A 20298-nucleotide genomic window follows, 5' to 3' on the forward strand; every position below is an offset into this window, starting at 1 on the left:
GGCGCTCCGTCTTGCGGGAGAAGAGCATACACCATATGCCAGGCCGCAATGAACAGCAAAGTCCTCCCGCTCGCCGAGGCCCTGATTGCCTGTCCCAGCGTCACCCCGGCGGCGGGGCTGGTGTTCGATTGCCTTGAAGCGCAGCTGCGCCCGCTGGGGTTCGAGGTGCACCGGGCCATATCGGGCGAGCCGCCACACGGACCGGTCGAGAACCTGTTCGCGGTCCGCCGCGGGCCCGAAGGCAGCCGCCACTTCGGCTTTGCCGGACACGTCGATGTCGTCCCGCCCGGCGAGGGCTGGACCAGCGCCCCCTTCGCTCCCGAAGTGCGCGGAGAACTGCTCTATGGGCGCGGCGCGGTCGACATGAAGGGATCGATCGCGGCGATGGTCGCCGCCGTGGCCGAAGTGCCGCAGGATGCCGGCACGATCAGCTTCACTATCACCGGCGACGAGGAGGGCCCGGCGATCCACGGCACGGTTGCTTTGATCGAGCATATGCGCGCTGCAAATGCGATCCCCGATCTGATCCTGGTCGGCGAGCCGACCAGCGTGAACCGCCTGGGCGACATGATGAAGATCGGCCGGCGCGGGTCGGTCAACATCTGGCTGGAAGTCGAAGGCGGCGAAGGCCACGTCGCCTATCCGCACTTGGCCAACAACCCGATCGGTCCGCTGGTCAACATGCTGGCGGAACTCAACGCGCTGGTCCTTGATGAAGGGACCGACTGGTTCCAGCCCAGCAACCTCGAAATTACCGACATCACGGTCGGCAATCCCGCCACCAACGTCATCCCGGCCAAAGCCACAGCGCGGCTGTCGATCCGGTTCAACGATCTCCACAGCGGGCAGGAACTGGCCGACCGGGTCAACGCGATCGCGGCAAAGCATGGCGGCACTGCGCGGCCGATGATTTCGGGCGAAGCCTTCCTGACCCCGCCCGGGGCGTTCTCTGCGATGATCGCCGATGCGGTCGAGGCCGAAACGGGCCTGCGGCCAGAAGCCAGCACCACCGGCGGGACCAGCGATGCCCGGTTCCTGCGCGCGCTGTGCCCGGTGATCGAATTCGGCCTGTGCAACGCGACGATGCACAAGCGCGACGAGGCGGTGGCGGTGCCTGATCTCGATGCCCTTGCACGGATCTATACCCGGGTGGCCAAGGCGGCTCTGGCAGGTTGATTGCGATAGCCGCGACAGCCTGTTAGGCTCACCGGTAACAATCTTACCTGACGGGGGACGCGCATCATGGACCGGCGGCTGACACTCTATATCCTGATTGGCATGGCGCTGGGGGTCGTGGTCGGTCAGGTGCTGCACATGTCGGTCGAAGCCGGGGTGATCAAGGAAAGCATCGCCCCCTGGTTCAAGCTGCTGTCCGACATATTCCTCAACCTGATCAAGATGCTGGTCGCCCCGCTGGTACTTTCCACCATCGTCGTCGGAATCGCTCACATGGGCGATTCGACCGCGCTGGGGCGGATTGGAGTGCGGGCGCTGGCCTGGTTCATCACCGCCAGCCTGATCTCGATCGGGCTTGGCCTGATCATGGTCAACCTGCTTCAGCCCGGGATAGGCGCACCGATCCCGGATGCCGCCGCCGCGGCCAAGGCGGTGGGCGAGGTCAAGGAACTCAAGGCGACCGAATTCATCCTCTCGGTCTTCCCCAAGAACGCCTTTGAGGCGATGGCGACCAACAACATATTGCAAATCCTGGTCTTCTCGATCTTCGCCGGGGTCGCACTTTCGGCAATCGGCGAGAAGGGCTCGGCGCTGGTCCGCGGGGCCGATGCCCTGGCCGAGATGATGCTGCAGATTACCGGCTATGTGATGCGCTACGCCCCGATCGCAGTGTTCGGCGCGCTGGCCAATGTGGTGGCGGCCAGCGGGCTTGAGATCCTCAAGACCTATCTCGAACTGCTGCTCGAATTCTATTTCAGCCTCGCCCTGCTGTGGGTGATCCTGCTGGGGATCGGGGCGCTGTTCCTCGGCGGCCGGATCTGGACGCTGATCCGCTATATCCGCCAGCCCATGATGATCGCCTTCTCGACCGCGTCGAGCGAGGCGGCGCTCCCCAAGATGTTCGAACAGCTTGACCGCTTCGGCGTGCCGCGCCGCATCTCGGGCTTCATGCTGCCGCTGGGCTACAGCTTCAACCTCGACGGATCGATGATGTACATGTCGTTTGCGACGATATTCATCGCCCAGGCCTATGGCATCGACCTGCCGATCGGCACGCAAATCATGATCCTGCTGACCCTGATGATCTCCTCCAAGGGCATTGCCGCGGTGCCGCGCGCTTCGCTGGTGGTGATCACCGGCACGCTGGCGATGTTCGGCCTGCCGGTCGAAGGCGTCGCGATCATCCTCGCGATCGACCAGTTCCTCGACATGGGCCGCACTGCAACCAACGTGGTCGGCAACGCGGTTGCCACTTCGGTGATCACCAAGTGGGAAGGCATGCTGGAGGTCGAGGAGCCCGAATTCGTCGAGCATCCCCACGCCCCGGCGCACACCGTTGCATCGGGCCGGGCCGGGCTGGAGCTCGACCCGTCGAACTTTGAGGATGACAGGAAGTAAGGGGTTCACGCGAACCCCCTTATTTCTTCCTCGGTTCCATCACCTTCGCCTTGAAGGCGCACAAGTCAACCACCGGGCAGCGCCAGCATTCCGGGGTGCGGGCCTTGCAGATGTAACGGCCGTGCAGGATCATCCAGTGGTGCGACCCGACGCGGAACGGCGCAGGCACTTTCTTTTCCAGCTGCTTCTCGACCGCCAGCGGGGTCTTGCCCTTGGCCAGACCGGTACGGTTGCCGACCCGGAAGATATGGGTATCGACCGCGAAGGTCTCCGCCCCGAAGGCGCAGTTCATCACCACATTGGCAGTCTTGCGACCAACCCCGGGGAGCGTGGTGAGCACATCGCGATCGGCCGGGACCTCACCGCCATGATCGCGCACCAGGATCTCTGACAGCGCGATCACGTTCTTCGCCTTGGCGTTGAACAAGCCGATCGTTTTGATGTGCTGCTTGAGGCCCTCCTCGCCCAGATCGACCATCTGCTGCGGCGTCTTGACCGTCTTGAACAAGGCCCGCGTCGCCTTGTTCACGCCGACATCGGTCGCCTGGGCGGACAGCACCACCGCGACCAGCAATTGGTAGGTGTTGCCGAATTCCAGCTCGGTTTCGGGGGACGGGTTATCCTCCGCCAGACGGCGGAAGAACTCGAAGATGTCGGCTTGCTTCACGGCGCGGGCGCGGCCTCCGGCTTGGGATGCGCCGCTTTCCACTCCATCGCCCGCAGCACCCGCTTTTCGACTGAAGGGTGCGTGTAGAACAGCACTTCCTGCAGCGTCGAGGGCCGCGGATAGCGATATTCCGCCGTCTTGACCAAGGCGCTGGCGAGCGCGTCCGGTTCGTTCACCGTGCGCAGTGAATAAGCATCAGCCGCGCTCTCTCCGATCCGGGTCAGGCTGTTCTGGATCGGTGTTGCGAGCAGGCTAAGCACCGATACCAGCACCATGAACACAGGCAGTCCGCGCGGTTCATGGAGCTGCGCATCGCTGCCAAGCATCCGCGCCGCCCAGGGGAACAGCCGCTGGATCAGCCACAGCGCCAGCGCGGCGAGCAGCGGGAACAGGATCACATAGCGCCAGACGTGACCGAGCTTGTAGTGCCCGGCTTCATGCCCGGTCACCGCGCGCACTTCGGCCAGCGAGGCTTCCTTCAGCGCGATATCCGAAATCGCGATCCGCGCGGTCGGCCCCAGCCCGGCAACATTGGCGGTGAAATACTCGGACTGGCGCGATCCATCATACATGAAGATCCGGTCGTGCGGGATCTTCACGTCATCGGCGATCTGTTCCAGTGCGGTGCGGACTTCGCCCGGCGGGACCGGTTTGAATTCGTTGAACAGCGGCATGATGTAGGCGGGGGTCGCCACGAGCATGACCAGCGTCACCACTCCGGTGAAACCCGCCCCCCACAGCCACCAGCGCTGGCCGGCCTTGCGGATCAGGGCATAGATGCCGAGCAGAAACAGCGCGCCAAGCACGACCCCGATCGCCTCGCTGAGCGCCAGTTGGCCCAGGAAATCGCCGAGCGGCTGCTTGGTCATCCCGTAGCTGCGCTCGCGCCACCAGCTTTCGTAGATCGTCCAGGGCAGGCGCAGCAGATCGCCGATCAGGTAGAAGGCACCGGCGGTGAGCAAGGTGGCGAGCGCCCAAGGCATACCCTTGCGCTCTTCGTCTTCCTGTTTTTCGGCCGCTGCATTCGCCGCTGCCGCCTCCCCGCCTTCTGACGCGTCCGGCTTGGGCTCCAGACGGGCGGCCACGCGGTCAAGCAACCGGAACCGGATCATGATCCACGCGGCCAGGATCGAAACACCTACCCCGACAATCAGCATCACGTGATTGCCCATGGTATAGGCCTCGGCCTTGGCCAGCGCCTCCGGCCCCAGCGAATCAATGTAACGCGCAGCTTCCTGCGCCGGTGCAAGTGTGGTGCTCACGGGTTTCTCCCTCCCCGGTTGTGTGTTATCTTAATAAGGCACTTCACCCCGCAGGCAAGAGCTCAGCGCATCCAGCGCTGCATTGCGGGGTATTCTGCCGACGTGGTCAGGCCCCACCAGGCCAGCAATGGCACGCCGAACGGCTGGCCGGCCTTGAAAGTCTCGATCAGGTGATCCGATCCGCCCTTGTAGCCATGCGGGTGGAACAGCACCTCCAGCGGCACGTTGCAGGCCCGCGCCGCGGCGACCGACCAGGCGATGGCGGCCATCTCGTCGCCCCCGTCCGCCGTCACCGCATCGGGCTCGCCCCGCCGCTCGGGATCAAGCACCGCGAGATGTCCGGCCTCATGCAGCAGGTCGCCGGGATAAGAGGGAACCGCCGGATCGATCACCAAGCGGCCTTGATCGACCGCCAGACCCGGCAGGAACGTCGCGCCCTCGATCGGCTCAATCGCCACGTCAAACCCGGCTTCGAGCAGAAAATCACCAATCACCTGCGCCGCCGGGGCGCCGCCCGGTTCATGCCAGGGCAGCGTGGACAGATTCACAGGTCCAGCACCTGCGGCATGGTGTAGCGTCCGGCCGGCTTGCCGATCAGCCACTGCGCCGCGCGCACCGCGCCTTTGGCGAAGATCCGGCGGTTCTCGGCAAGGTGCGACAATGCAATCCGCTCGTCGTCGGCAAGGAAATGGACCGTATGGTCTCCCGCCACGGTCCCGCCGCGCAGCGCCGCAAAGCCGATGTCGCCTGCCCGCCGCACCCCGGTGATCCCGTCGCGCCCGCGCGCCGAATGAGCCGCCAGATCGATCCCGCGTCCTTCAGCGGCGGCCTCGCCCAGCAGCAGCGCGGTGCCGGACGGCGAATCGACCTTCATGCGGTGATGCGTCTCGACCACTTCGATGTCCCAATCCTCGCCCAGTCGGCGCGCCGCCTCGCGCACCAGATGGGCCAGCAGGGTGATGCCGAGCGAGGTATTGCCGGTCTGCAGTACCGCAATTGCTTCACCCGCACTGTCGCACAGCCAGTGGTGGCGCTCTTCCAGACCGGTAGTGCCGACAACGATCGGCACGCCCGCGGCAATGGCCGCATCGAGGTTGCCTTCCAGCGCGGCAGGGGCCGAAAAATCGACCAGCACGTCGCTGCCGCGCGCCAGGGCCAGCACATCGTCGCCCTTGTCGACACCGCCCGAATGGACCGCGCCCGCCGCCGCGATCGCGTCGACCAGCGCCGCCCCCATGCGCCCTGCGCTGCCGATAATGCCGATTCTTGCCATTGCAGTCCCCAGTTCCGCCGTGCTTCATGGGCGACATGAGCCAAATCCGCAACATCGTGATCCTGACCGGGGCAGGGATTTCCGCCGAGAGCGGGATCGAAACCTTCCGCAGCGCCGGAGGCTTGTGGGAGAATCACCGGGTCGAGGATGTCGCCACGCCAGAGGCTTTCGCGCGCGATCCCAATCTGGTCCTGCGCTTCTATGACATGCGGCGTGAGGCGATCCAGGACAAGCAGCCGAACCCGGCTCACTTCGCGCTGGCAAAGCTGGAAGAGCGCTGGCCCGGCAAGCTGCTGCTGGTGACGCAGAACGTCGATGACCTGCACGAACGTTCCGGATCGCGTCGGGTGCTGCACATGCACGGTGAACACCTCAACGCCTGGTGCACGAGTTGCGACGTGCGCAGCCGCTGGACCGGCCCGTTGTTCGATCGCCCGCCCTGCTCGGTCTGCTCGGCGCGCAGCCTGCGCCCCGATGTCGTCTGGTTCGGCGAGATGCCTTACCGGATGGGCGAGATCTATGCCGCGCTGCGCGAGGCCGATCTGTTCGTCTCTATAGGAACCTCGGGTGCGGTCTATCCGGCGGCGGGCTTCGTCCAGAACGCAGTCGAGCTTGGTGCGCAGACGCTGGAGCTCAACCTGGAACGCAGCCAGGGCTCGCACATGTTCCACGAAAGCCGCCTGGGACCGGCGAGCCAAGTCGTGCCGCACTGGGTCGGGGAGATGCTGAGATGAGCGAACACCGCGGCAGTTGCCATTGCGGCGCCATCACGCTGGTCCTGCGGGAAACGCCGGCAGACGTCGCCGAGTGCAATTGCTCGCTGTGCCGCAGGACCGGCGGGCTGTGGCATCACACTGTTCCGGCGATGGTCACGGCCGCGGGCACCGGCGTGGCCTATAGGCAGGGCGATTGCATGCTCGACACCTGGCATTGCGCAACCTGCGGCTGCACCACGCACTGGACCCCGGTCGATCCGGACTATCCGCGTATGGCGGTAAACCTCAGGATGTTCGAACCGGAGCTATGGCAAAACCTGCCGCGCCGCTTCATCGACGGCGCGAGTTACTGAACCGCGCAACCCCGGCATTCGGGATCCTCGGCGATCCGCATCGTCCGCAGGCTGGGCACCAGCCCTTCGAACAGGTGCAGTTTGCCCCATTGCGGATCGCCCAGCGCGGTCTTTCCTTCGAGGATGACGCGAATCGCCTGCATCGCCGCGAAGGCCCCGATCATCCCGACCATCGCCCCCAGCACGCCATCGGCGGCGCAAGTATCGCAATCATCGGCATCGAAGGCATCGCCGACGAAGCAGCGATAACAGCTGTGCCCTTCGCGGTGCCCGGCAAAATTGGCAACCTGGCCCTGGAAGCGGCCCAGTGCGGCGCTGGTCAGCGGGATCCCTTGCCGGACGCAAGCGTCGGAGATGGCGAGCCGGGCGGCGAAGTTGTCTGTCCCGTCCACCACCAGGTCGGTCTTGGCGATGTAGCTGTCGGCGTTCGAAGGATCGATCCGGACCTTGCTTTCCTCAACCCGGATCGCCGGATCGAATCCTTCGACCCAGCCCGCAGCCATCTCGTTCTTGGGCTGGCCGACATCGTGCCGCTGGTAGATCACCTGCCGCTGCAGGTTGGACAGTTCGACCGAATCGCAATCGAGCAGCCGCAAGTGCCCGACCCCGGCGGCTGCGAGATATTGCACTACCGGGGCGCCGATCCCGCCAAGGCCGATCACCGTAACGCGTGCCTCGGCCAAGGCCACCTGTCCCGCGCCGCCCACTTCGGGCAGAACGATATGGCGGGCAAAACGATCGAGGCGTTCGGGCGGAAGGACCATCGGCACGGCCTTATGCCAAGGCGGGCGCTGCGCCAAGGGCGGGGTTCTATTGGTTCACGCAGAGGCGCAGCGATGTCCTGTTCGCGGCGAAGCCGAGTTCAAACCTCCAGCATCGTGGATGCCATAATGCCCGGGGTTCGAAAATCGCCACCGGCGGCTGTGCTGCGCCTCTGCGCCTCCGCTTTCTTCTCTGCGCCTATGCGTGAACCATTCCGCCCTTGCCGACTCCTCGATGATGCGGCACTTAATCGGGCAATTAAATCAAAAATGGGACGAGCGATGCATTATGCCGAGTTGCGCCAGGTGCGCGAAGAGCTGACCGGGCCGGGCGGACAGTTCGAGATTGTCGAGGAAGAGATCCTTGGCAACCGGATCAAGACCTTCAAGGCCGCACCCCCTTCGGTCCGCGAATTCTGGCTGTCCACAGTCGCTTGGGGTGACCGGCCCTACCTGATCTACGAAGGCGAGGTCACAACCTATGCCCAGGCCCACGCCCAGGTGAATGCCCTGGCTGCCTGGCTGGAGACGCAAGGTGTCCGGCCCGGAGACCGCGTGGCGATAGCGATGCGCAACTACCCTGAATGGCTGATCGCCTATTGGGCCTGCCTTTCGACCGGCGTCGCCGCCGTGGGCATGAATGCCTGGTGGACCGCCGAGGAGCTGGACTATGCGCTCAAGGATTCGCAGCCCAAGGTCCTGATCGCCGATGCCGAGCGACTGGCCCGCTACCGCGAACTCGTCCCGCACGGAATCAAGCTGGTCGGCGTGCGGCTGGCCGACTATCCCGCCGACGTCATCCCGTGGAGCGAGATCATCGCCGCCGGCGGAGCCATGCCGCAGGTTGCAGTCGATCCCGATGCCGATGCCTGCATCTTCTACACCAGCGGCACCACCGGCTTTCCCAAGGGCGCGCAGCTCACCCACCGCGGCTGCATCGCGAACCTGATGAACATGCTCTATTCGACCACCGCGCAGGCGCTGGCGACCGAGCGCGCTACCGGCATCGCCCCGCCGGCCGAGGCGCCGATCCCGGTCTCGCTGCTGACCACGCCGCTGTTCCACGTCACCGCCAACAATTGCGGCGCTTACCTGACCAGCGCCGCGGGCGGAGCGATCGTGCTCATGTACAAGTGGGATGCCGGCGAAGCCCTGAAGCTGATCGAAAAGTACGGGATCACCGGGGTCAGCGGCGTGCCGATCATGGCCCGCGAGATCATCAATCACCCGGACTTTGCGAAAACCGACACCTCGACCCTGTCCGGCCTGTCCGGCGGCGGGGCGCAGGTCCCGCCCGAGCAGGTCGGCGAAATCCATCGCAAGATCCCGGCTGCCAGCCCGACCACCGGCTATGGCATGACCGAGACTTGCGGGATCATCACCTCTGTCGCAGGTCCCTATTTCATCGACCGGCCCGACAGCGCCGGCCCCTATATGCCCAGTTTCGACGCCAAGGTGGTCGACGATGCAGGCAACGAACTGCCGCAGGGTGAAGTGGGCGAGCTGTGGGTGCGCGGCAGCCCGGTAATCAAGGGCTACCTCAACAGGCCCGATGCCACGGCGGAAACGATCACCCAGGGCTGGCTCCACACCGGCGACATAGCGCGGATCGATGCGGACGGCTTCGTCTATATCGTCGACCGCAAGAAGGATCTGGTGATCCGCGGCGGCGAGAATATCAGCTGCACCGAAGTCGAAGCCTGCATCTATCGCCACCCAGCGGTGGCCGAATGCAGCGTGTTCGGCGTGAAGGACGAGCGGATGGGCGAAGAGATCGGGGTCGCGGTCTACCTCAAGGAAGGCCACGCGCTCGACGAGACCGACCTCAAGAAGCATTGCCTTGACCACATGAGCAAGCACAAGGTCCCGCGCCACGTCTGGTTCCTGCCCGATCCGCTGCCGCGCAACGCCAGCGGCAAGTTCCTGCGGCGCGAGCTCAAGGAACATCTCAGCAAACTGGTTGAGGAGGCCTGAGCCATGGGTGATCTTGACGGGCGCATCGCGCTGGTAACGGGCGCTGCCAAGGGCCTTGGCGCGGCCACGGCGCGGGCCCTGGCGGCCGCAGGCGCAAAGGTCGCGGTGACCGATATGGCGGCGCCGGTTGATCTGGCGGCCGAGATCGGCGGGATCGCCTGCGCGCAGGACGTGACCAGCGAAGCCGACTGGGCCGCGACGATGGACTGGCTCCGCAGCGAGGCCGGCGGGCTCGACATTCTGGTCAACAATGCCGGGCTGTGGCTGTTCAAGCCGATCCTCGAAACCACGCTGGACGACTGGCGGCGGCTCCACGCGGTCAATGTCGAAGGGGTGTTCCTCGGCACCCGCGCGGCGGTGCCGTTGCTGGCCGAACGCGCGCACCTGTGGCGCGGGGGGACTGCGATCGTCAATCTGTCTTCGGTCGCGGGGATAGAGGGCGCGGCCGGGGCGACCTGCTACAACAGCACCAAGGGCGCCGTCCGGCTGTTCACCAAGGGCTGTGCCAAGGAGTTGGCCGCGGCCCGAGTCCGGGTCAACTCGGTCCACCCCGGGGTGATCGACACCGACATGGGCCGCACGCTGATCGACGATTTCGCAGTGGCGCAGGGCGTGGGCGGCAATGAGGTGCTGGCCAACGTGTCAGCCATGCACCCGCTGGGCCATCTCGGCGAGCCGCAGAACGTGGCCGATGCAGTGGTGTTCCTCGCCAGCGACCGCGCGGCTTTCACGACTGGGAGCGAACTGATCGTCGATGGCGGCCTATCGGCCTGACTCCTGTGCACATCCCGGTGCATAAGCCTGTGCACCGGCTGTGACCCGCCTGTTCATTTAAAGTGGAGGAGCGGTTCAGCTCTCTAGCTGCCGCAGCAGGCTGCGCACGTCGCCGTCCATGTCGGCATCGCGGGTCCGCAGGTCTTCGATCAGCCGCACCGCATGGATCACGGTCGAGTGATCGCGTCCGCCAAACTTGCGGCCGATCTCGGGATAAGAGCGCGGGGTCAGCACCTTGGCCAGATACATCGCCACCTGGCGCGGGCGCACCACCGCGCGGGCGCGGCGCTTGCTGGCCATTTCGGTCCGGTCGACCCGATAGAACTGGCAGACGGTGCGCTGAATTTCGTCGATCGTGATCCGGCGGCGGTTGGCCGAAAGGATGTCGGTCAGCTGTTCTTCGGCCAGCTGCAGCGACACGGCCTGGCCGGTCAACTGCGCATAGGCGATCAGCTTGTTGAGCCCGCCGACCAGCTCGCGCACGTTGCGGTTGATCGTCCGAGCGAGGAACTCGACCACGTCGGCCGGGACATGAGTCGGGCTGAAGCGCTGCAGGCGGTGTTCGAGGATCGAGCGGCGCAGTTCGATGTCGGCCGGCTGGATGTCCGCAACCAGGCCCATGCTGAGCCGGCTGAGCAGCCGCTGCTCGACGCCGTCCAATGCCTGCGGGGCACGGTCAGCCGCGAAGACCAGCCGCTTGCCTTCGGCCAGCAGCGCATCGATCGTATAGAGCAGTTCTTCCTGAGCGCTCGCCTTGCCGATGATGAACTGGATATCGTCGACCAGCAGCAGATCGAACCCGCGCAGCCGCGCCTTGAATTCGATCGTCTGGTTCTGGCGCAGCGCCTGGACGAATTCGACCATGAAGCGTTCGGCCGAGCAGTAGAAGATCCGCGCCCTCGGATGCGCCACCAGATAGGCATGGCCGATGGCATGCAGCAGGTGGGTCTTGCCCTGGCCGGTTGCCGCCTTGAGATAAAGCGGCGCGAACTGGGGAGTCTCGGTCGCCGCCATGCGCTGCGCGGCGTTGCTGGCCAGCACGTTGGCGCTGCCGGTGACGAAAGTGGTGAAGGTCAGCGAAGGATCGAGCCCGATCGAGCTCTGCCCCAGCGAGCCAAGTTCGGCCGCGCCCATACCCAGGGCATCGCCCGGCTGGGCCGGAGGGTTGGTATCGTTCGAACGGCGCTGGCCATCGGCCGATCCGAACCGCAGACCCTGCGGAGCCCGGCGGGCCGGCGAAACCGAGATGCGGACATTGCGGATATCCGGGCGGGCAATCTTCCAGGCCAGCGAGAGGCGGTCGGCAAACCGGTCTGCGACCCAATTGGCCGAAAACTCGGTCGGCAGGAACAGATCGAGCGTCCCGTCGTCTTTGGCAAAGCTGCCAAGCTGAATCGGCTTGATCCATTGGCTGTGAAGCTGTTGGCCCAGATCCTTGCGCAAACCCTGGCTGATATCAGCCCAGTCCGCCGCCAGATCCATCGCCTCTTGCTCCTCACGCAGCCGATCCGCGTCAGACATTTCTGAAGCGGAAGGCTTGCCCTGCATTCCGCCCATTCCCGTTCCCGTCACTTCGGTACGCCCCCGTACGAATACATTCAAACTGGCGTACGCTGGCGCACGCCTCGACACATCGGCCGCCCTCTTGCCGATGTAGTATGCTGTTTTTTGCTGTGATGCCCGGTGAGCCCGAAGGCCGCCGAACCATGATCGTTTTATGGACGGTTCCACGGCGAGGGCAAGGCGATCATAGTAAAAAAACTGAAATAAAGTCCCTTGACTCTATCGGACCCCTGCAATTCTCCGGATGGGAAATCAACGCATTGAAAGCACTGTAGTTTTTGAATGCGGGCAATGCGAATCGCCGGAATCCATGACCTTAGTGCGACGCAGCATTTACCTTGCACTGCACAAGCAAAAGGGCCCGCCGGTCAACCGGGGGCCCTGCCATGCCTTCGTTCCGCTTTCGTCCCGCGAATCATCGCGGGACCAGCCGAATCAGAGCGAAGCGACTCGCTTGGTCAGCCGCGACAGCTTACGTGCCGCGGTGTTCTTGTGAAGCACGCCCCGAGCCACGCCGCGAGCGAGTTCCGGCTGAGCTTCCTTCAGCGCTTCGGCAGCGGCGCCCTTGTCGCCACCAGCCAGAGCCGATTCGACCTTCTTCACGAAGGTGCGGATGCGGCTCATGCGGTTGCCGTTGATTTCCGCGCGGCGTTCATTGCGGCGGATGCGCTTCTTGGCTTGCGGCGTATTGGCCATGTTCGTCCTTAAGAATCTCGTGCAAAACGGGAGGCCGGAATGGAATCGGCCCCACGGGAAGCGCGGCCCTTAACCGCGAGGCCCCGAATCGTCAAGCGTAACGCTTACTTTTGGCACCTTGCACAATACCAGGTGCTGCGCCCGCCTTGGGGCAGACGCTGGACCATGGCGCCGCAGCGGGTGCAATCCTGCCCGTGCCGGTCATAAACCTCAAAGCGTTTGGAGAAATAGCCGAGCTCGCCATCCGGCTGGGCATAGTCGCGCAAAGTCGATCCGCCGGCTTCGATCGCTTCGGCGATCACGGCGCGGATTTCGGGGACCAGCCGCGCCAACGCCGGGCCAGAGACCTTGCCGGCCGCCTTGTGCGGATCGATCCCGGCCCGGAACAGCGCCTCACAGACATAGATATTGCCGAGCCCCGCAACGATCCGCTGATCGAGCAGCATCAGCTTGATCGCCGCGCTGCGCCCGGCCAGCGCGGCCTTGAGGTGCGCCGCAGTCAGCCCCTCCCCCACCGGTTCGGGTCCGAGCGCGGCAAAGGCCGGCCACTCAGCGAGCTGCGCCTCTGCCACCAGATCGACCGAGCCGAACCGGCGCGGATCGCACAGGGCCAGCACATGGCCGCTTGCTGTCTCCAGTACCAGGTGGTCGTGCTTGCCCAGTTCCTCCGGCTCGATCCGCCAGCGCCCGGACATGCCGAGATGGAAGATCATGGACTGGCCGCGATCGGTATGGATCAGGCCATATTTGGCCCGGCGCGACAGCCCGGTGACCGTGGCCCCGGTCAGGACCTGGACCAGATCCTGCGGAAACGGACGGCGCAGATCGGCGCGGCGCGTCTCGACCCGCGCCAGACGCGCGCCATCGAGATAGCGGGCCAGACCGCGTACGGTGGTTTCGACTTCAGGAAGCTCCGGCATGGCGGCTGGTTAGAGCCAGCATGGCGCGACGACAATCAGTTTCTGATTGAAACTAAAAAGCCCGGGCGCTAGGACCGCGCTCAACCAAAACCGCATCTCGGGAGAATGCACATGTCCGCTTCGCTTCACGCTACCTCGGTTCCTGCCTTCATCGGCATGCTCGGCAACATCAAGGCCTGGCTCGACATGGCCGCTGGGACCGGCAACGAAGCCGATCTGCTCGAAGCCAGGCTGACCGACGACATGTTTCCGCTGGTGCGGCAGATCCAGATCGCCTCTGACGCGGCAAAGGGCGCCGGTGCGCGGATGACCGGAACCGAGGCGCCGGCCATGCCTGATGAGGAAAAGACGTTCGCCGAATTGAAGGCGCGCTGCGACAAGACCATCGCCTATCTGCGGGGCCTAGATCCCGCAGCCTATGACGCTGGCGCTGACCGCGAGATCGTCATCACCTTTCCCAATGGCGGCGGCGTGAAGTTCGATGGCCAGACCTTCCTTAGTGGTTTCGCCCTGCCCAACTTCTATTTCCACGCCACCACCACCTACGCGATCCTTCGGGCGGGCGGCGGACCGCTCGGCAAGCAGAACTTCCTTGGGCACCTCGCCCCCTACATGTTCGCCCCGCCTGCCTGATCACGATACCTTCACCTTCTAAGCACTGGCACCGCGCCCGCCTTGTCGCTAAGGCGCGGTGCCATGAGCGATACAGTATCCTTTGGTTACGAAGAGGTCTCTCCCGAGGAGAAGACCGAGAAGGTCGGCGCGGTGTTTTCCAGCGTCGCCAAGAAATACGACGTGATGAACGATGCCATGTCGGCCGGCATGCACCGTCTGTGGAAGGACAAGTTCGTCCGGCGGGTCAAGCCGCAGCCGGGCGAGCAGATCCTCGACATGGCCGGCGGCACCGGGGACATCGCCTTTCGCATGGTCGCGCACGGCGCGACGATCACGGTATCCGACATCAACCAGGACATGCTCGACGTCGGGATCGAGCGGGCCATGGACAAGGGCCTCGATAGTCTCGTCTGGTCCCGCCAGAATGCCGAGACCCTGACCTTCCCCGACCGGTTCTTCGATGGCTACACGATCGCCTTCGGGATCCGCAACGTGACCCGGATCGATGCTGCCTTGGCCGAGGCCTACCGCGTGCTCAAGCATGGCGGACGGTTCTTCTGCCTCGAATTTTCGACCACCGAATGGCCGGGCTTCAAGGAAGTCTATGACGCCTATTCACACCATCTGGTGCCGAAGTTGGGGCAGGCAATCGCCGGCGATGCCGAAAGCTATCGCTACCTGATCGAATCGATCCGCCGCTTTCCGCCGATGCCGGAATTCGAGGCGATGATCCGCCGCGCCGGTTTCGTGAATACCCGGGTCGAGCCGATCCTCGGCGGGCTGGTCGCGATTCACTCGGGGTGGAAGATCTGACCCGCCCCAGCACCCACGTTTTCCGTTTGCTGCGCTGGGGCCGGACCTTGGCGCGGCACGGTGCGCTGCGCGGGATCGAGCGCGATCCCAACACTCCGCCGCAGGTTCGCCGGCTGATCAAGATCGCGCGGCTCGGCACCTTCCAGCCTCGCGTTCCCGACTATGCCGGGGCCTTTCAGGCTATCGGCCCGGCGGCAATCAAGCTGGGCCAGACGCTCGCCACCCGCCCCGATATCGTCGGCGAGGAAGCAGCGCACAATCTGCTGAGCCTGCAGGACAGCCTGCCGCCGGTGCCTTTTGCGGCGATTCGGCGCGAGATCGAATCGAGCTTCGGCAAGCCGCTCGAAGCGCTGTTTGCCAGCATCGAGGAAGAGCCGGTCGGCGCGGCCTCGATCGCCCAGGTCCACCGCGCGGTCACCACCGAAGGCCGGACGGTTGCGATAAAGGTGCTGCGCCCGGGGATCCGCGAAAAGTTCGGCGCCGACATCCAGACCTACGAATGGGCCGCCGCCCATTTCGAGGCGTTGGGCGGCGAGGCGGCGCGGCTGCGGCCCCGGCTCGTAATTGCCAACTTCAAACGCTGGACCCTGCGCGAGCTTGACCTGCGCCGCGAAGCGGCGTCAGCCTCGGAACTGGCCGAAAAGATGGCCTCGACCGAAGGTTACCGGGTTCCGGCAATCGACTGGGACCGCACCAACGGCCGGGTGATGACGATCGACTGGATCGACGGCATCAAGATCAGCGAGACCGATGCCCTGCGCGCCGCCGGGCATGACCTGAAGGCGCTGGCCCAGCATCTGGTGCTGACCTTCCTGCGCCAGGCGATCAGCCTCGGCTACTTCCATGCCGACATGCACCAGGGCAACCTGTTCGTGCAGCAGGACGGGTCGATCGCGGCGATCGATTTCGGGATCATGGGCCGGATCGACCGCCGCGCCCGGCTGTGGCTCGCGGAAATACTCTATGGCCTGACCACCGGCAATTACCGCCGCGTCGCCGAGATCCACTTCGAAGCGCAATATGTCCCGAGCTATCACTCGGTCGACGAGTTCGCGACCGCGCTGCGGGCGGTGGGTGAGCCGACCCGCGGCCGCCCGGTCAGCGAGCTGTCGGTCGGGCAGATGCTTGACAGCCTGTTTGCAATCACCCGCGAATTCGACATGCAGACCCAGCCGCACCTGCTGCTGCTGCAAAAGACCATGGTGATGGTCGAGGGGCTGGCGACCCAGCTCGATCCCGAGATCAACATGTGGGACGTCGCCGCGCCTTATGTCCGCGAGTGGATCCGCGACGAGCTTGGCCCCGAGGCCGCGATTGCCGATCGGCTGCGCAAGGATGCTGAGACGCTGCTGCGCCTGCCCGATCTGGTGCGACGGATCGAGGACAAGTTCCCGCCCAAGGGCGGCGCACCCGAGGCGCCGCCGCTGCCCGATGTGGAGCTGATCTGGGACCGCAAGCCCGGCACCGAGCGCAGCTGGAGCGGCTATCTGCTGGCCGTGCTGGCAGGCGGCGGCGCGGTCTGGGCGGCGCGGGCGCTGGGCTGGTTCTGAGCCAATGGACCTCGAAGCCCTGCTGGCTCATTTCTTCGGGACCGACGATCCTGCGAGCCTGACCGAGGACGAATTCGAGCGGGCAATCGAACGGCTCAAAATCGGCTTTGGCGTGGAACGCGATGCAGGCCGCAAGTTCGCCTTGTGGACAATGCTTCACGCTTTCGATCACGCCCCGCTTCCGGCCGAGGCCTTTCCCAAGGACCCCAAGCTGAAAGCCGCCGCCGAGGACTACCTCAGCGCCGCCTTCCGGCTCGAACGGTTCGGAGACGGCGATGCCTGAACCGGCGGTGCTGTTCGTCTGCCTGGGCAATATCTGCAGATCGCCGCTGGCCGAGGCTGCGTTCCGCGCCGAAGCAGCTAGAGCGGGTCTCAAGGCGCAGGCCGATTCCGCCGGGACCGCCAATTACCATATCGGCGAGCCGCCCGATCCGCGCGCAATTCGCACTGCGGCGCGGTTCGGGATCGATATCTCGGGCTATCGCGGGCGGCAGGTGCAGCGCGCCGACTTCGAGCGGTTCAGCCATATTCTGGCCGCCGATCACACCAATCTGGCCAACCTGGAGCGGATTGCGCCCGCCGGGCATGGCGCGAGGCTGTCGCTGCTGCTCGATCTGGTTCCCGACTGCGCGGGTCAGGCCGTGGCCGATCCCTGGTACGGCGACGAGGAAGGCTTTCTCGTCACCTGGAACGAAGTGAGCGCGGCCGCCCGCGCCCTGGTTACGGAGTTGCAAGAATGAGCGCCGAAAGCGTCATGGCCTGGCTGGCCGAACATGCCCCCGATCTGGCCCTGATCGACCATTCCCGCTCCACCGCCACGGTGGCCGAGGCGGCCGACGTACTGGGGGTCGAACCCGGTCGGATCGCCAAGACCCTGGCCTTCCGGGTCGGCGAGACGGTCTACCTGCTGCTGGCACGCGGTGATGCCCGGCTCGACAACGGCAAGTGCAAGGCCGAGCTGGGCGGACGCCCGCGAATGCTCGATCCCGAGGAAACGCTGGCGGTAACCGGTCATGCGGTTGGCGGAGTCTGCCCGTTCGGGCTGGCCAGCGACCTGCCAATCGTGGCCGACCGCTCGCTGCTGGCCTATGAAACGGTCTTTCCCGCCGCCGGATCGCAGACCAACTCGCTCGAGCTGACGCCGCAGCGGCTGGCCGAACTGGTCGGTGCGCGCTGGGTCGAAATCTGCAAGCTGCCCGAATAAAGCAAAACGCCCCGAACCGCTTGGATTCGGGGCGTCTTGGTCTTTTTGCGCTAGATCAGTGGATCAGAAATCCACGCCGAGCCGCACCCCGATCGTGCGCGGCATGATTGGCACCACGTATGGGCGCTGACCGCACTGGCCGCACTGCAGGAAGCGCGAGACCTGGCCGCGTTCATCGAACACGTTCGAAGCGAACAGCTCCAGGTTGAACTTCTCCCATTCCATCCCGAAGGCCAGATTCACCGTCGCGAATTCCGGCAGTTCGCCGATGATCGCGGCTGGGCCAGCGCGCACTTCGCTGGGGGCCGAGCTCTGATACGAAGCATTGACCTGACCATAGGCCTTGGTCGTCGCGCCGACTTCAGCAGTATAGCGCATGGTGGCCGCGGCCTTGAACTTCGGTGTGATCGGCAGACGGGTGCCAGCCGGCGACGAAATCGAATTGCCAGGACCGGTGCAGGCATAGGTCGGATCGTCGATCGCGCAGAGGTTCTTGGTCATCTTTGCGTCGGTATAGGCCGCATCGACTTGCAGGCTGAGCGGGCCGCGGTTGTAGGCCATGCTCAGGTCTATCCCGCGGATCCGGGCGTCGGGACCGTTGTGGATTTCGGTGAAGCTGTTGGCGCCCAGGAAGCTGAACTGGAACTTCTTCCAGTCCTGCTGATAGATCGCACCGTTGATCCGGAAGCCGGGGGCCAGCGTCGCTTTCCACCCAAGTTCATAGTTGTAGAGGAAGTCCGGAGCATAAGGCGCGACATCGGCGCGGCGGTTGATGCCGCCCGGACGGAAGCCCTTCGATGCCGTGGCATAGAGCAACAGATCGCTATTGGGCTTGTAGTTCAGGTTGGCGCGCCAGGTGAAGCCATCATCCTTGGCCCGGACGGGATCGACGCCGCTGCCGTTCCAGACACCCAGGTTGGTGCACGGGCTACCCGCCACAACCGGCGGTGCCAGCGTGACGCCCGGCGTACCCGCCACCGGACGCAGGCGCGAGCCGGTGGTGGTGAAGCAGCCGGCTACGCCGGTACGCGACGAACCCGCCGCATTGTAAGGCGTGGCGGAGTAATTCCCGTTGGGATTGCGGCCAAAGCCGAAGAACCCGACCAGCGTGTTGTCATACTTGAAGTACCGGCCACCGGCGGTGAATGTCAGCTGATCGGTCAGATCAAAGCTCAGTTCACCGAAGGCTGCATAGTCCTTGTCGACGCGGTACTGCTCGGTCAGCCACAGCGTGCCCGGCAGGCCGTTAACCGAGACCAGCGGGCCGAGGTTGGCGACCTGGTAATCCTGGTGGATGTCGTTCGTTTGGCGCTGCCAGAACAGACCGGCGACCAGACGGATGCGGGCGTCCGAAGGCGATGCGATCCGCAGTTCCTGGCTGGCCTTCTTGAAATGATCGCTGCCGATCACCTTCTGGCTGGGGTTGATCGTGTTGCCCAACGAATCGGTGAAATAGAAGTAGCCGGCGAGACCGCCGTAGCTCGAATAGAGCGAATCGTAGGCTTCGGCGTAGTCGGTGTAGTCGCTTGAGCTGGCGGTCTTGCGGTCAAGATAGGCACCGGCATAGGTGATGTCCCAGTTTCCGATCTTGCCCTCGATGGTCAGGGCCGCCTGGGTGAAGTGATCTTTCCGGTATTCCGGGAAGAAGTGCTGCACTTCCAAATCGCCAACCGACGGATCATAGGCGAAGGACCCGCGCGAGCTGGTGCTCTGGTACATCACGGCGGGCGTGATGGTCCAGTTGTCATCCAGCTCGATGCCGAGAGCGGCGCGACCACCGATGGTTTCGGCTTCGTTGTAGTCAGCTTCAACAAAGGCCGCATTATTCATCCGGATGCCGCCGTTGGTCGCGGGCGGGCAACCCAGCGGGTTGGTTTCCGGCAGGAAGGCGCGGCAACCTGGCACGTTGTCGATATAGCCCGCGTCACGCTTGTAGTAGCCGACCACGCGGATCGCCATCTTGTTGTTGATCGGGGCATTGGCAAAGAACTCTAGCTTGCCTCCAATCTTGCCGTGTGCGACCGAATTGACTTCGAAATCCGCTCCGCCTTCTACCTTCGAAGGGTCGGGCTTGTTGGTGATGATGCGGATCGTCCCGGCCTGCGAGGAGGCACCATAAAGCGTGCCCTGCGGTCCCGAAAGGCTTTCGATCCGGGCGATGTCATAGACGTAAACGTCAAGGTTGCCGCCAATCGTCGTGACCGGCTGTTCGTCGAGATAGACACCGACCGAAGGCAGCGAGCCCGAGTGGTTGCCGTCTCCGCCCGAAGCGACGCCGCGCATGTAGATCACGTTGACACCAGGGGTGCCGGTGCCCTGGAACGAAACCGAGGGAAGCTGCTGGGCATAGCCGCTGAAGTTCGAGATGTTGAGCTGCTCAAGCTTCTGCGTGCCAATCGCCTGAATCGAGATCGGAACGTTCTGCAGGCTTTCCGAGCGCTTCTGCGCGGTAACGACGATTTCGGTCGAATCCGCTTCGTCTTCGGCTGCGGCATCCTGAGCCAGAGCCGGCGACGCGATCAGCGCGGTCGATGTGAGCAAAGCCGCAAAAGTGGCGCGGCGAGTGGTAATGCGCATTCTGTA

Annotated in this window: 21 protein-coding genes; 12 read left to right on the forward strand and 9 right to left on the reverse strand. The window is 64.6% G+C overall.

The genetic code is table 11. From position 1 onward, the window contains the following. The first annotated feature begins 48 nt into the window (after nt 1–48). Together dapE and B2V17_RS13105 are read left to right on the forward strand one after the other, a co-directional pair. The gene (dapE, locus tag B2V17_RS13100) at nt 49–1176 is read left to right on the forward strand and encodes a succinyl-diaminopimelate desuccinylase (protein WP_292998398.1); all 1128 of its coding nucleotides are present in this window, start codon (nt 49–51) and stop codon (nt 1174–1176) included. Between the two features lie 66 nt (nt 1177–1242). After that, nucleotides 1243–2574: a dicarboxylate/amino acid:cation symporter gene (locus tag B2V17_RS13105; RefSeq protein ID WP_292998400.1), complete on the forward strand. Its 1332-nt coding sequence runs from the start codon at nt 1243–1245 to the stop codon at nt 2572–2574. 19 nt (nt 2575–2593) lie between these two features. Here B2V17_RS13105 and nth read toward each other — a convergent pair whose 3' ends face one another. The 4 genes from nth to dapB all read right to left on the reverse strand — a co-directional run bounded on the left by nth (nt 2594) and on the right by dapB (nt 5776). Next, on the reverse strand, nt 2594–3241 hold the full coding sequence (nth, locus tag B2V17_RS13110; RefSeq protein WP_292998402.1) for an endonuclease III: 648 nt from the start codon (nt 3239–3241) through the stop codon (nt 2594–2596). Beyond that, nucleotides 3238–4503, reverse strand: coding sequence for a M48 family metallopeptidase (locus B2V17_RS13115; RefSeq protein ID WP_292998404.1), 1266 nt, complete (start codon nt 4501–4503; stop codon nt 3238–3240). Before B2V17_RS13115 ends, nth begins: the two co-directional genes overlap by 4 nt. Before the next feature lie 62 nt (nt 4504–4565). Further along, the gene (locus tag B2V17_RS13120) at nt 4566–5051 is read right to left on the reverse strand and encodes a hypothetical protein (RefSeq protein WP_292998406.1); all 486 of its coding nucleotides are present in this window, start codon (nt 5049–5051) and stop codon (nt 4566–4568) included. After that, the gene (gene dapB / locus B2V17_RS13125; RefSeq protein WP_292998408.1) at nt 5048–5776 is read right to left on the reverse strand and encodes a 4-hydroxy-tetrahydrodipicolinate reductase; all 729 of its coding nucleotides are present in this window, start codon (nt 5774–5776) and stop codon (nt 5048–5050) included. The genes B2V17_RS13120 and dapB overlap by 4 nt, the downstream gene beginning before the upstream one ends. Nucleotides 5777–5811: 35 nt before the next feature. Here dapB and B2V17_RS13130 point away from each other — a divergent pair, with 35 nt between their 5' ends. Then, on the forward strand, nt 5812–6510 hold the full coding sequence (locus B2V17_RS13130; protein ID WP_292998410.1) for an NAD-dependent deacylase: 699 nt from the start codon (nt 5812–5814) through the stop codon (nt 6508–6510). Further along, the gene (locus B2V17_RS13135; protein WP_292998412.1) at nt 6507–6845 is read left to right on the forward strand and encodes a GFA family protein; all 339 of its coding nucleotides are present in this window, start codon (nt 6507–6509) and stop codon (nt 6843–6845) included. Before B2V17_RS13130 ends, B2V17_RS13135 begins: the two co-directional genes overlap by 4 nt. Here B2V17_RS13135 and B2V17_RS13140 read toward each other — a convergent pair. Continuing rightward, on the reverse strand, nt 6839–7609 hold the full coding sequence (locus tag B2V17_RS13140) for a HesA/MoeB/ThiF family protein (protein WP_292998414.1): 771 nt from the start codon (nt 7607–7609) through the stop codon (nt 6839–6841). The genes B2V17_RS13135 and B2V17_RS13140 overlap by 7 nt on opposite strands. A gap of 279 nt (nt 7610–7888) precedes the next feature. On the opposite strand from B2V17_RS13140, the gene B2V17_RS13145 reads away from it, so the two are divergent. Both B2V17_RS13145 and B2V17_RS13150 read left to right on the forward strand, forming a co-directional pair. Continuing rightward, complete coding sequence (locus tag B2V17_RS13145) at nt 7889–9580, forward strand: class I adenylate-forming enzyme family protein (RefSeq protein WP_292998416.1); 1692 nt, start codon at nt 7889–7891, stop codon at nt 9578–9580. 3 nt (nt 9581–9583) lie between these two features. Further along, nucleotides 9584–10354, forward strand: a complete 771-nt coding sequence (locus B2V17_RS13150; RefSeq protein ID WP_292998418.1) for an SDR family oxidoreductase — start codon at nt 9584–9586, stop codon at nt 10352–10354. Between the two features lie 75 nt (nt 10355–10429). Here the strand turns inward: B2V17_RS13150 and dnaA are convergent, their stop codons facing one another. The 3 genes from dnaA to mutM form a co-directional block, all read right to left on the reverse strand. Continuing rightward, on the reverse strand, nt 10430–11875 hold the full coding sequence (gene dnaA, locus B2V17_RS13155) for a chromosomal replication initiator protein DnaA (protein ID WP_292998420.1): 1446 nt from the start codon (nt 11873–11875) through the stop codon (nt 10430–10432). A 477-nt stretch (nt 11876–12352) separates the two neighbouring features. Then, entirely contained in the window at nt 12353–12613 is a 261-nt protein-coding gene (gene rpsT, locus B2V17_RS13160) for a 30S ribosomal protein S20 (RefSeq protein ID WP_292998422.1), read from the reverse strand. 104 nt (nt 12614–12717) lie between these two features. Further along, nucleotides 12718–13533, reverse strand: a complete 816-nt coding sequence (gene mutM, locus B2V17_RS13165) for a bifunctional DNA-formamidopyrimidine glycosylase/DNA-(apurinic or apyrimidinic site) lyase (RefSeq protein ID WP_292998424.1) — start codon at nt 13531–13533, stop codon at nt 12718–12720. A 111-nt stretch (nt 13534–13644) separates the two neighbouring features. Between mutM and B2V17_RS13170 the strand changes: the two genes are divergently transcribed. From B2V17_RS13170 to B2V17_RS13195, 6 genes are all read left to right on the forward strand, one after another. Next, entirely contained in the window at nt 13645–14166 is a 522-nt protein-coding gene (locus tag B2V17_RS13170; protein WP_292998426.1) for a DUF1993 domain-containing protein, read from the forward strand. Between the two features lie 63 nt (nt 14167–14229). After that, the gene (locus B2V17_RS13175) at nt 14230–14961 is read left to right on the forward strand and encodes a class I SAM-dependent methyltransferase (RefSeq protein ID WP_292998428.1); all 732 of its coding nucleotides are present in this window, start codon (nt 14230–14232) and stop codon (nt 14959–14961) included. Further along, complete coding sequence (gene ubiB / locus B2V17_RS13180; RefSeq protein ID WP_292998751.1) at nt 14958–16511, forward strand: 2-polyprenylphenol 6-hydroxylase; 1554 nt, start codon at nt 14958–14960, stop codon at nt 16509–16511. The genes B2V17_RS13175 and ubiB overlap by 4 nt, the downstream gene beginning before the upstream one ends. A gap of 4 nt (nt 16512–16515) precedes the next feature. Next, nucleotides 16516–16794, forward strand: a complete 279-nt coding sequence (locus B2V17_RS13185) for a hypothetical protein (RefSeq protein WP_292998430.1) — start codon at nt 16516–16518, stop codon at nt 16792–16794. Further along, on the forward strand, nt 16787–17251 hold the full coding sequence (locus B2V17_RS13190; protein WP_292998432.1) for a low molecular weight protein-tyrosine-phosphatase: 465 nt from the start codon (nt 16787–16789) through the stop codon (nt 17249–17251). Before B2V17_RS13185 ends, B2V17_RS13190 begins: the two co-directional genes overlap by 8 nt. Beyond that, the gene (locus B2V17_RS13195) at nt 17248–17715 is read left to right on the forward strand and encodes a YbaK/EbsC family protein (protein WP_292998434.1); all 468 of its coding nucleotides are present in this window, start codon (nt 17248–17250) and stop codon (nt 17713–17715) included. The genes B2V17_RS13190 and B2V17_RS13195 overlap by 4 nt, the downstream gene beginning before the upstream one ends. A gap of 63 nt (nt 17716–17778) precedes the next feature. On the opposite strand, the gene B2V17_RS13200 is transcribed toward B2V17_RS13195, so the two are convergent. After that, the gene (locus B2V17_RS13200) at nt 17779–20292 is read right to left on the reverse strand and encodes a TonB-dependent receptor (protein ID WP_292998436.1); all 2514 of its coding nucleotides are present in this window, start codon (nt 20290–20292) and stop codon (nt 17779–17781) included. Nucleotides 20293–20298 lie beyond the last annotated feature (6 nt).

Source organism: Novosphingobium sp. UBA6272 (genome assembly GCF_002440635.1).
Lineage (GTDB): Bacteria > Pseudomonadota > Alphaproteobacteria > Sphingomonadales > Sphingomonadaceae > Novosphingobium.

Excerpts from the sequence above, each read along its gene's own strand:
- mutM (WP_292998424.1), bottom strand. The coding sequence starts at position 13,533 with ATGCCGGAGCTTCCTGAAGTCGAAACCACCGTACGCGGTCTGGCCCGC.
- B2V17_RS13105 (WP_292998400.1), top strand. The coding sequence starts at position 1,243 with ATGGACCGGCGGCTGACACTCTATATCCTGATTGGCATGGCGCTGGGG.
- B2V17_RS13200 (WP_292998436.1), bottom strand. The coding sequence starts at position 20,292 with ATGCGCATTACCACTCGCCGCGCCACTTTTGCGGCTTTGCTCACATCG.
- B2V17_RS13135 (WP_292998412.1), top strand. The coding sequence starts at position 6,507 with ATGAGCGAACACCGCGGCAGTTGCCATTGCGGCGCCATCACGCTGGTC.
- B2V17_RS13145 (WP_292998416.1), top strand. The coding sequence starts at position 7,889 with ATGCATTATGCCGAGTTGCGCCAGGTGCGCGAAGAGCTGACCGGGCCG.
- B2V17_RS13175 (WP_292998428.1), top strand. The coding sequence starts at position 14,230 with ATGAGCGATACAGTATCCTTTGGTTACGAAGAGGTCTCTCCCGAGGAG.
- dapE (WP_292998398.1), top strand. The coding sequence starts at position 49 with ATGAACAGCAAAGTCCTCCCGCTCGCCGAGGCCCTGATTGCCTGTCCC.
- B2V17_RS13130 (WP_292998410.1), top strand. The coding sequence starts at position 5,812 with ATGAGCCAAATCCGCAACATCGTGATCCTGACCGGGGCAGGGATTTCC.
- dnaA (WP_292998420.1), bottom strand. The coding sequence starts at position 11,875 with ATGTCTGACGCGGATCGGCTGCGTGAGGAGCAAGAGGCGATGGATCTG.
- B2V17_RS13195 (WP_292998434.1), top strand. The coding sequence starts at position 17,248 with ATGAGCGCCGAAAGCGTCATGGCCTGGCTGGCCGAACATGCCCCCGAT.
- rpsT (WP_292998422.1), bottom strand. The coding sequence starts at position 12,613 with ATGGCCAATACGCCGCAAGCCAAGAAGCGCATCCGCCGCAATGAACGC.
- B2V17_RS13140 (WP_292998414.1), bottom strand. The coding sequence starts at position 7,609 with ATGGTCCTTCCGCCCGAACGCCTCGATCGTTTTGCCCGCCATATCGTT.
- B2V17_RS13185 (WP_292998430.1), top strand. The coding sequence starts at position 16,516 with ATGGACCTCGAAGCCCTGCTGGCTCATTTCTTCGGGACCGACGATCCT.
- dapB (WP_292998408.1), bottom strand. The coding sequence starts at position 5,776 with ATGGCAAGAATCGGCATTATCGGCAGCGCAGGGCGCATGGGGGCGGCG.
- B2V17_RS13190 (WP_292998432.1), top strand. The coding sequence starts at position 16,787 with ATGCCTGAACCGGCGGTGCTGTTCGTCTGCCTGGGCAATATCTGCAGA.
- B2V17_RS13170 (WP_292998426.1), top strand. The coding sequence starts at position 13,645 with ATGTCCGCTTCGCTTCACGCTACCTCGGTTCCTGCCTTCATCGGCATG.
- B2V17_RS13150 (WP_292998418.1), top strand. The coding sequence starts at position 9,584 with ATGGGTGATCTTGACGGGCGCATCGCGCTGGTAACGGGCGCTGCCAAG.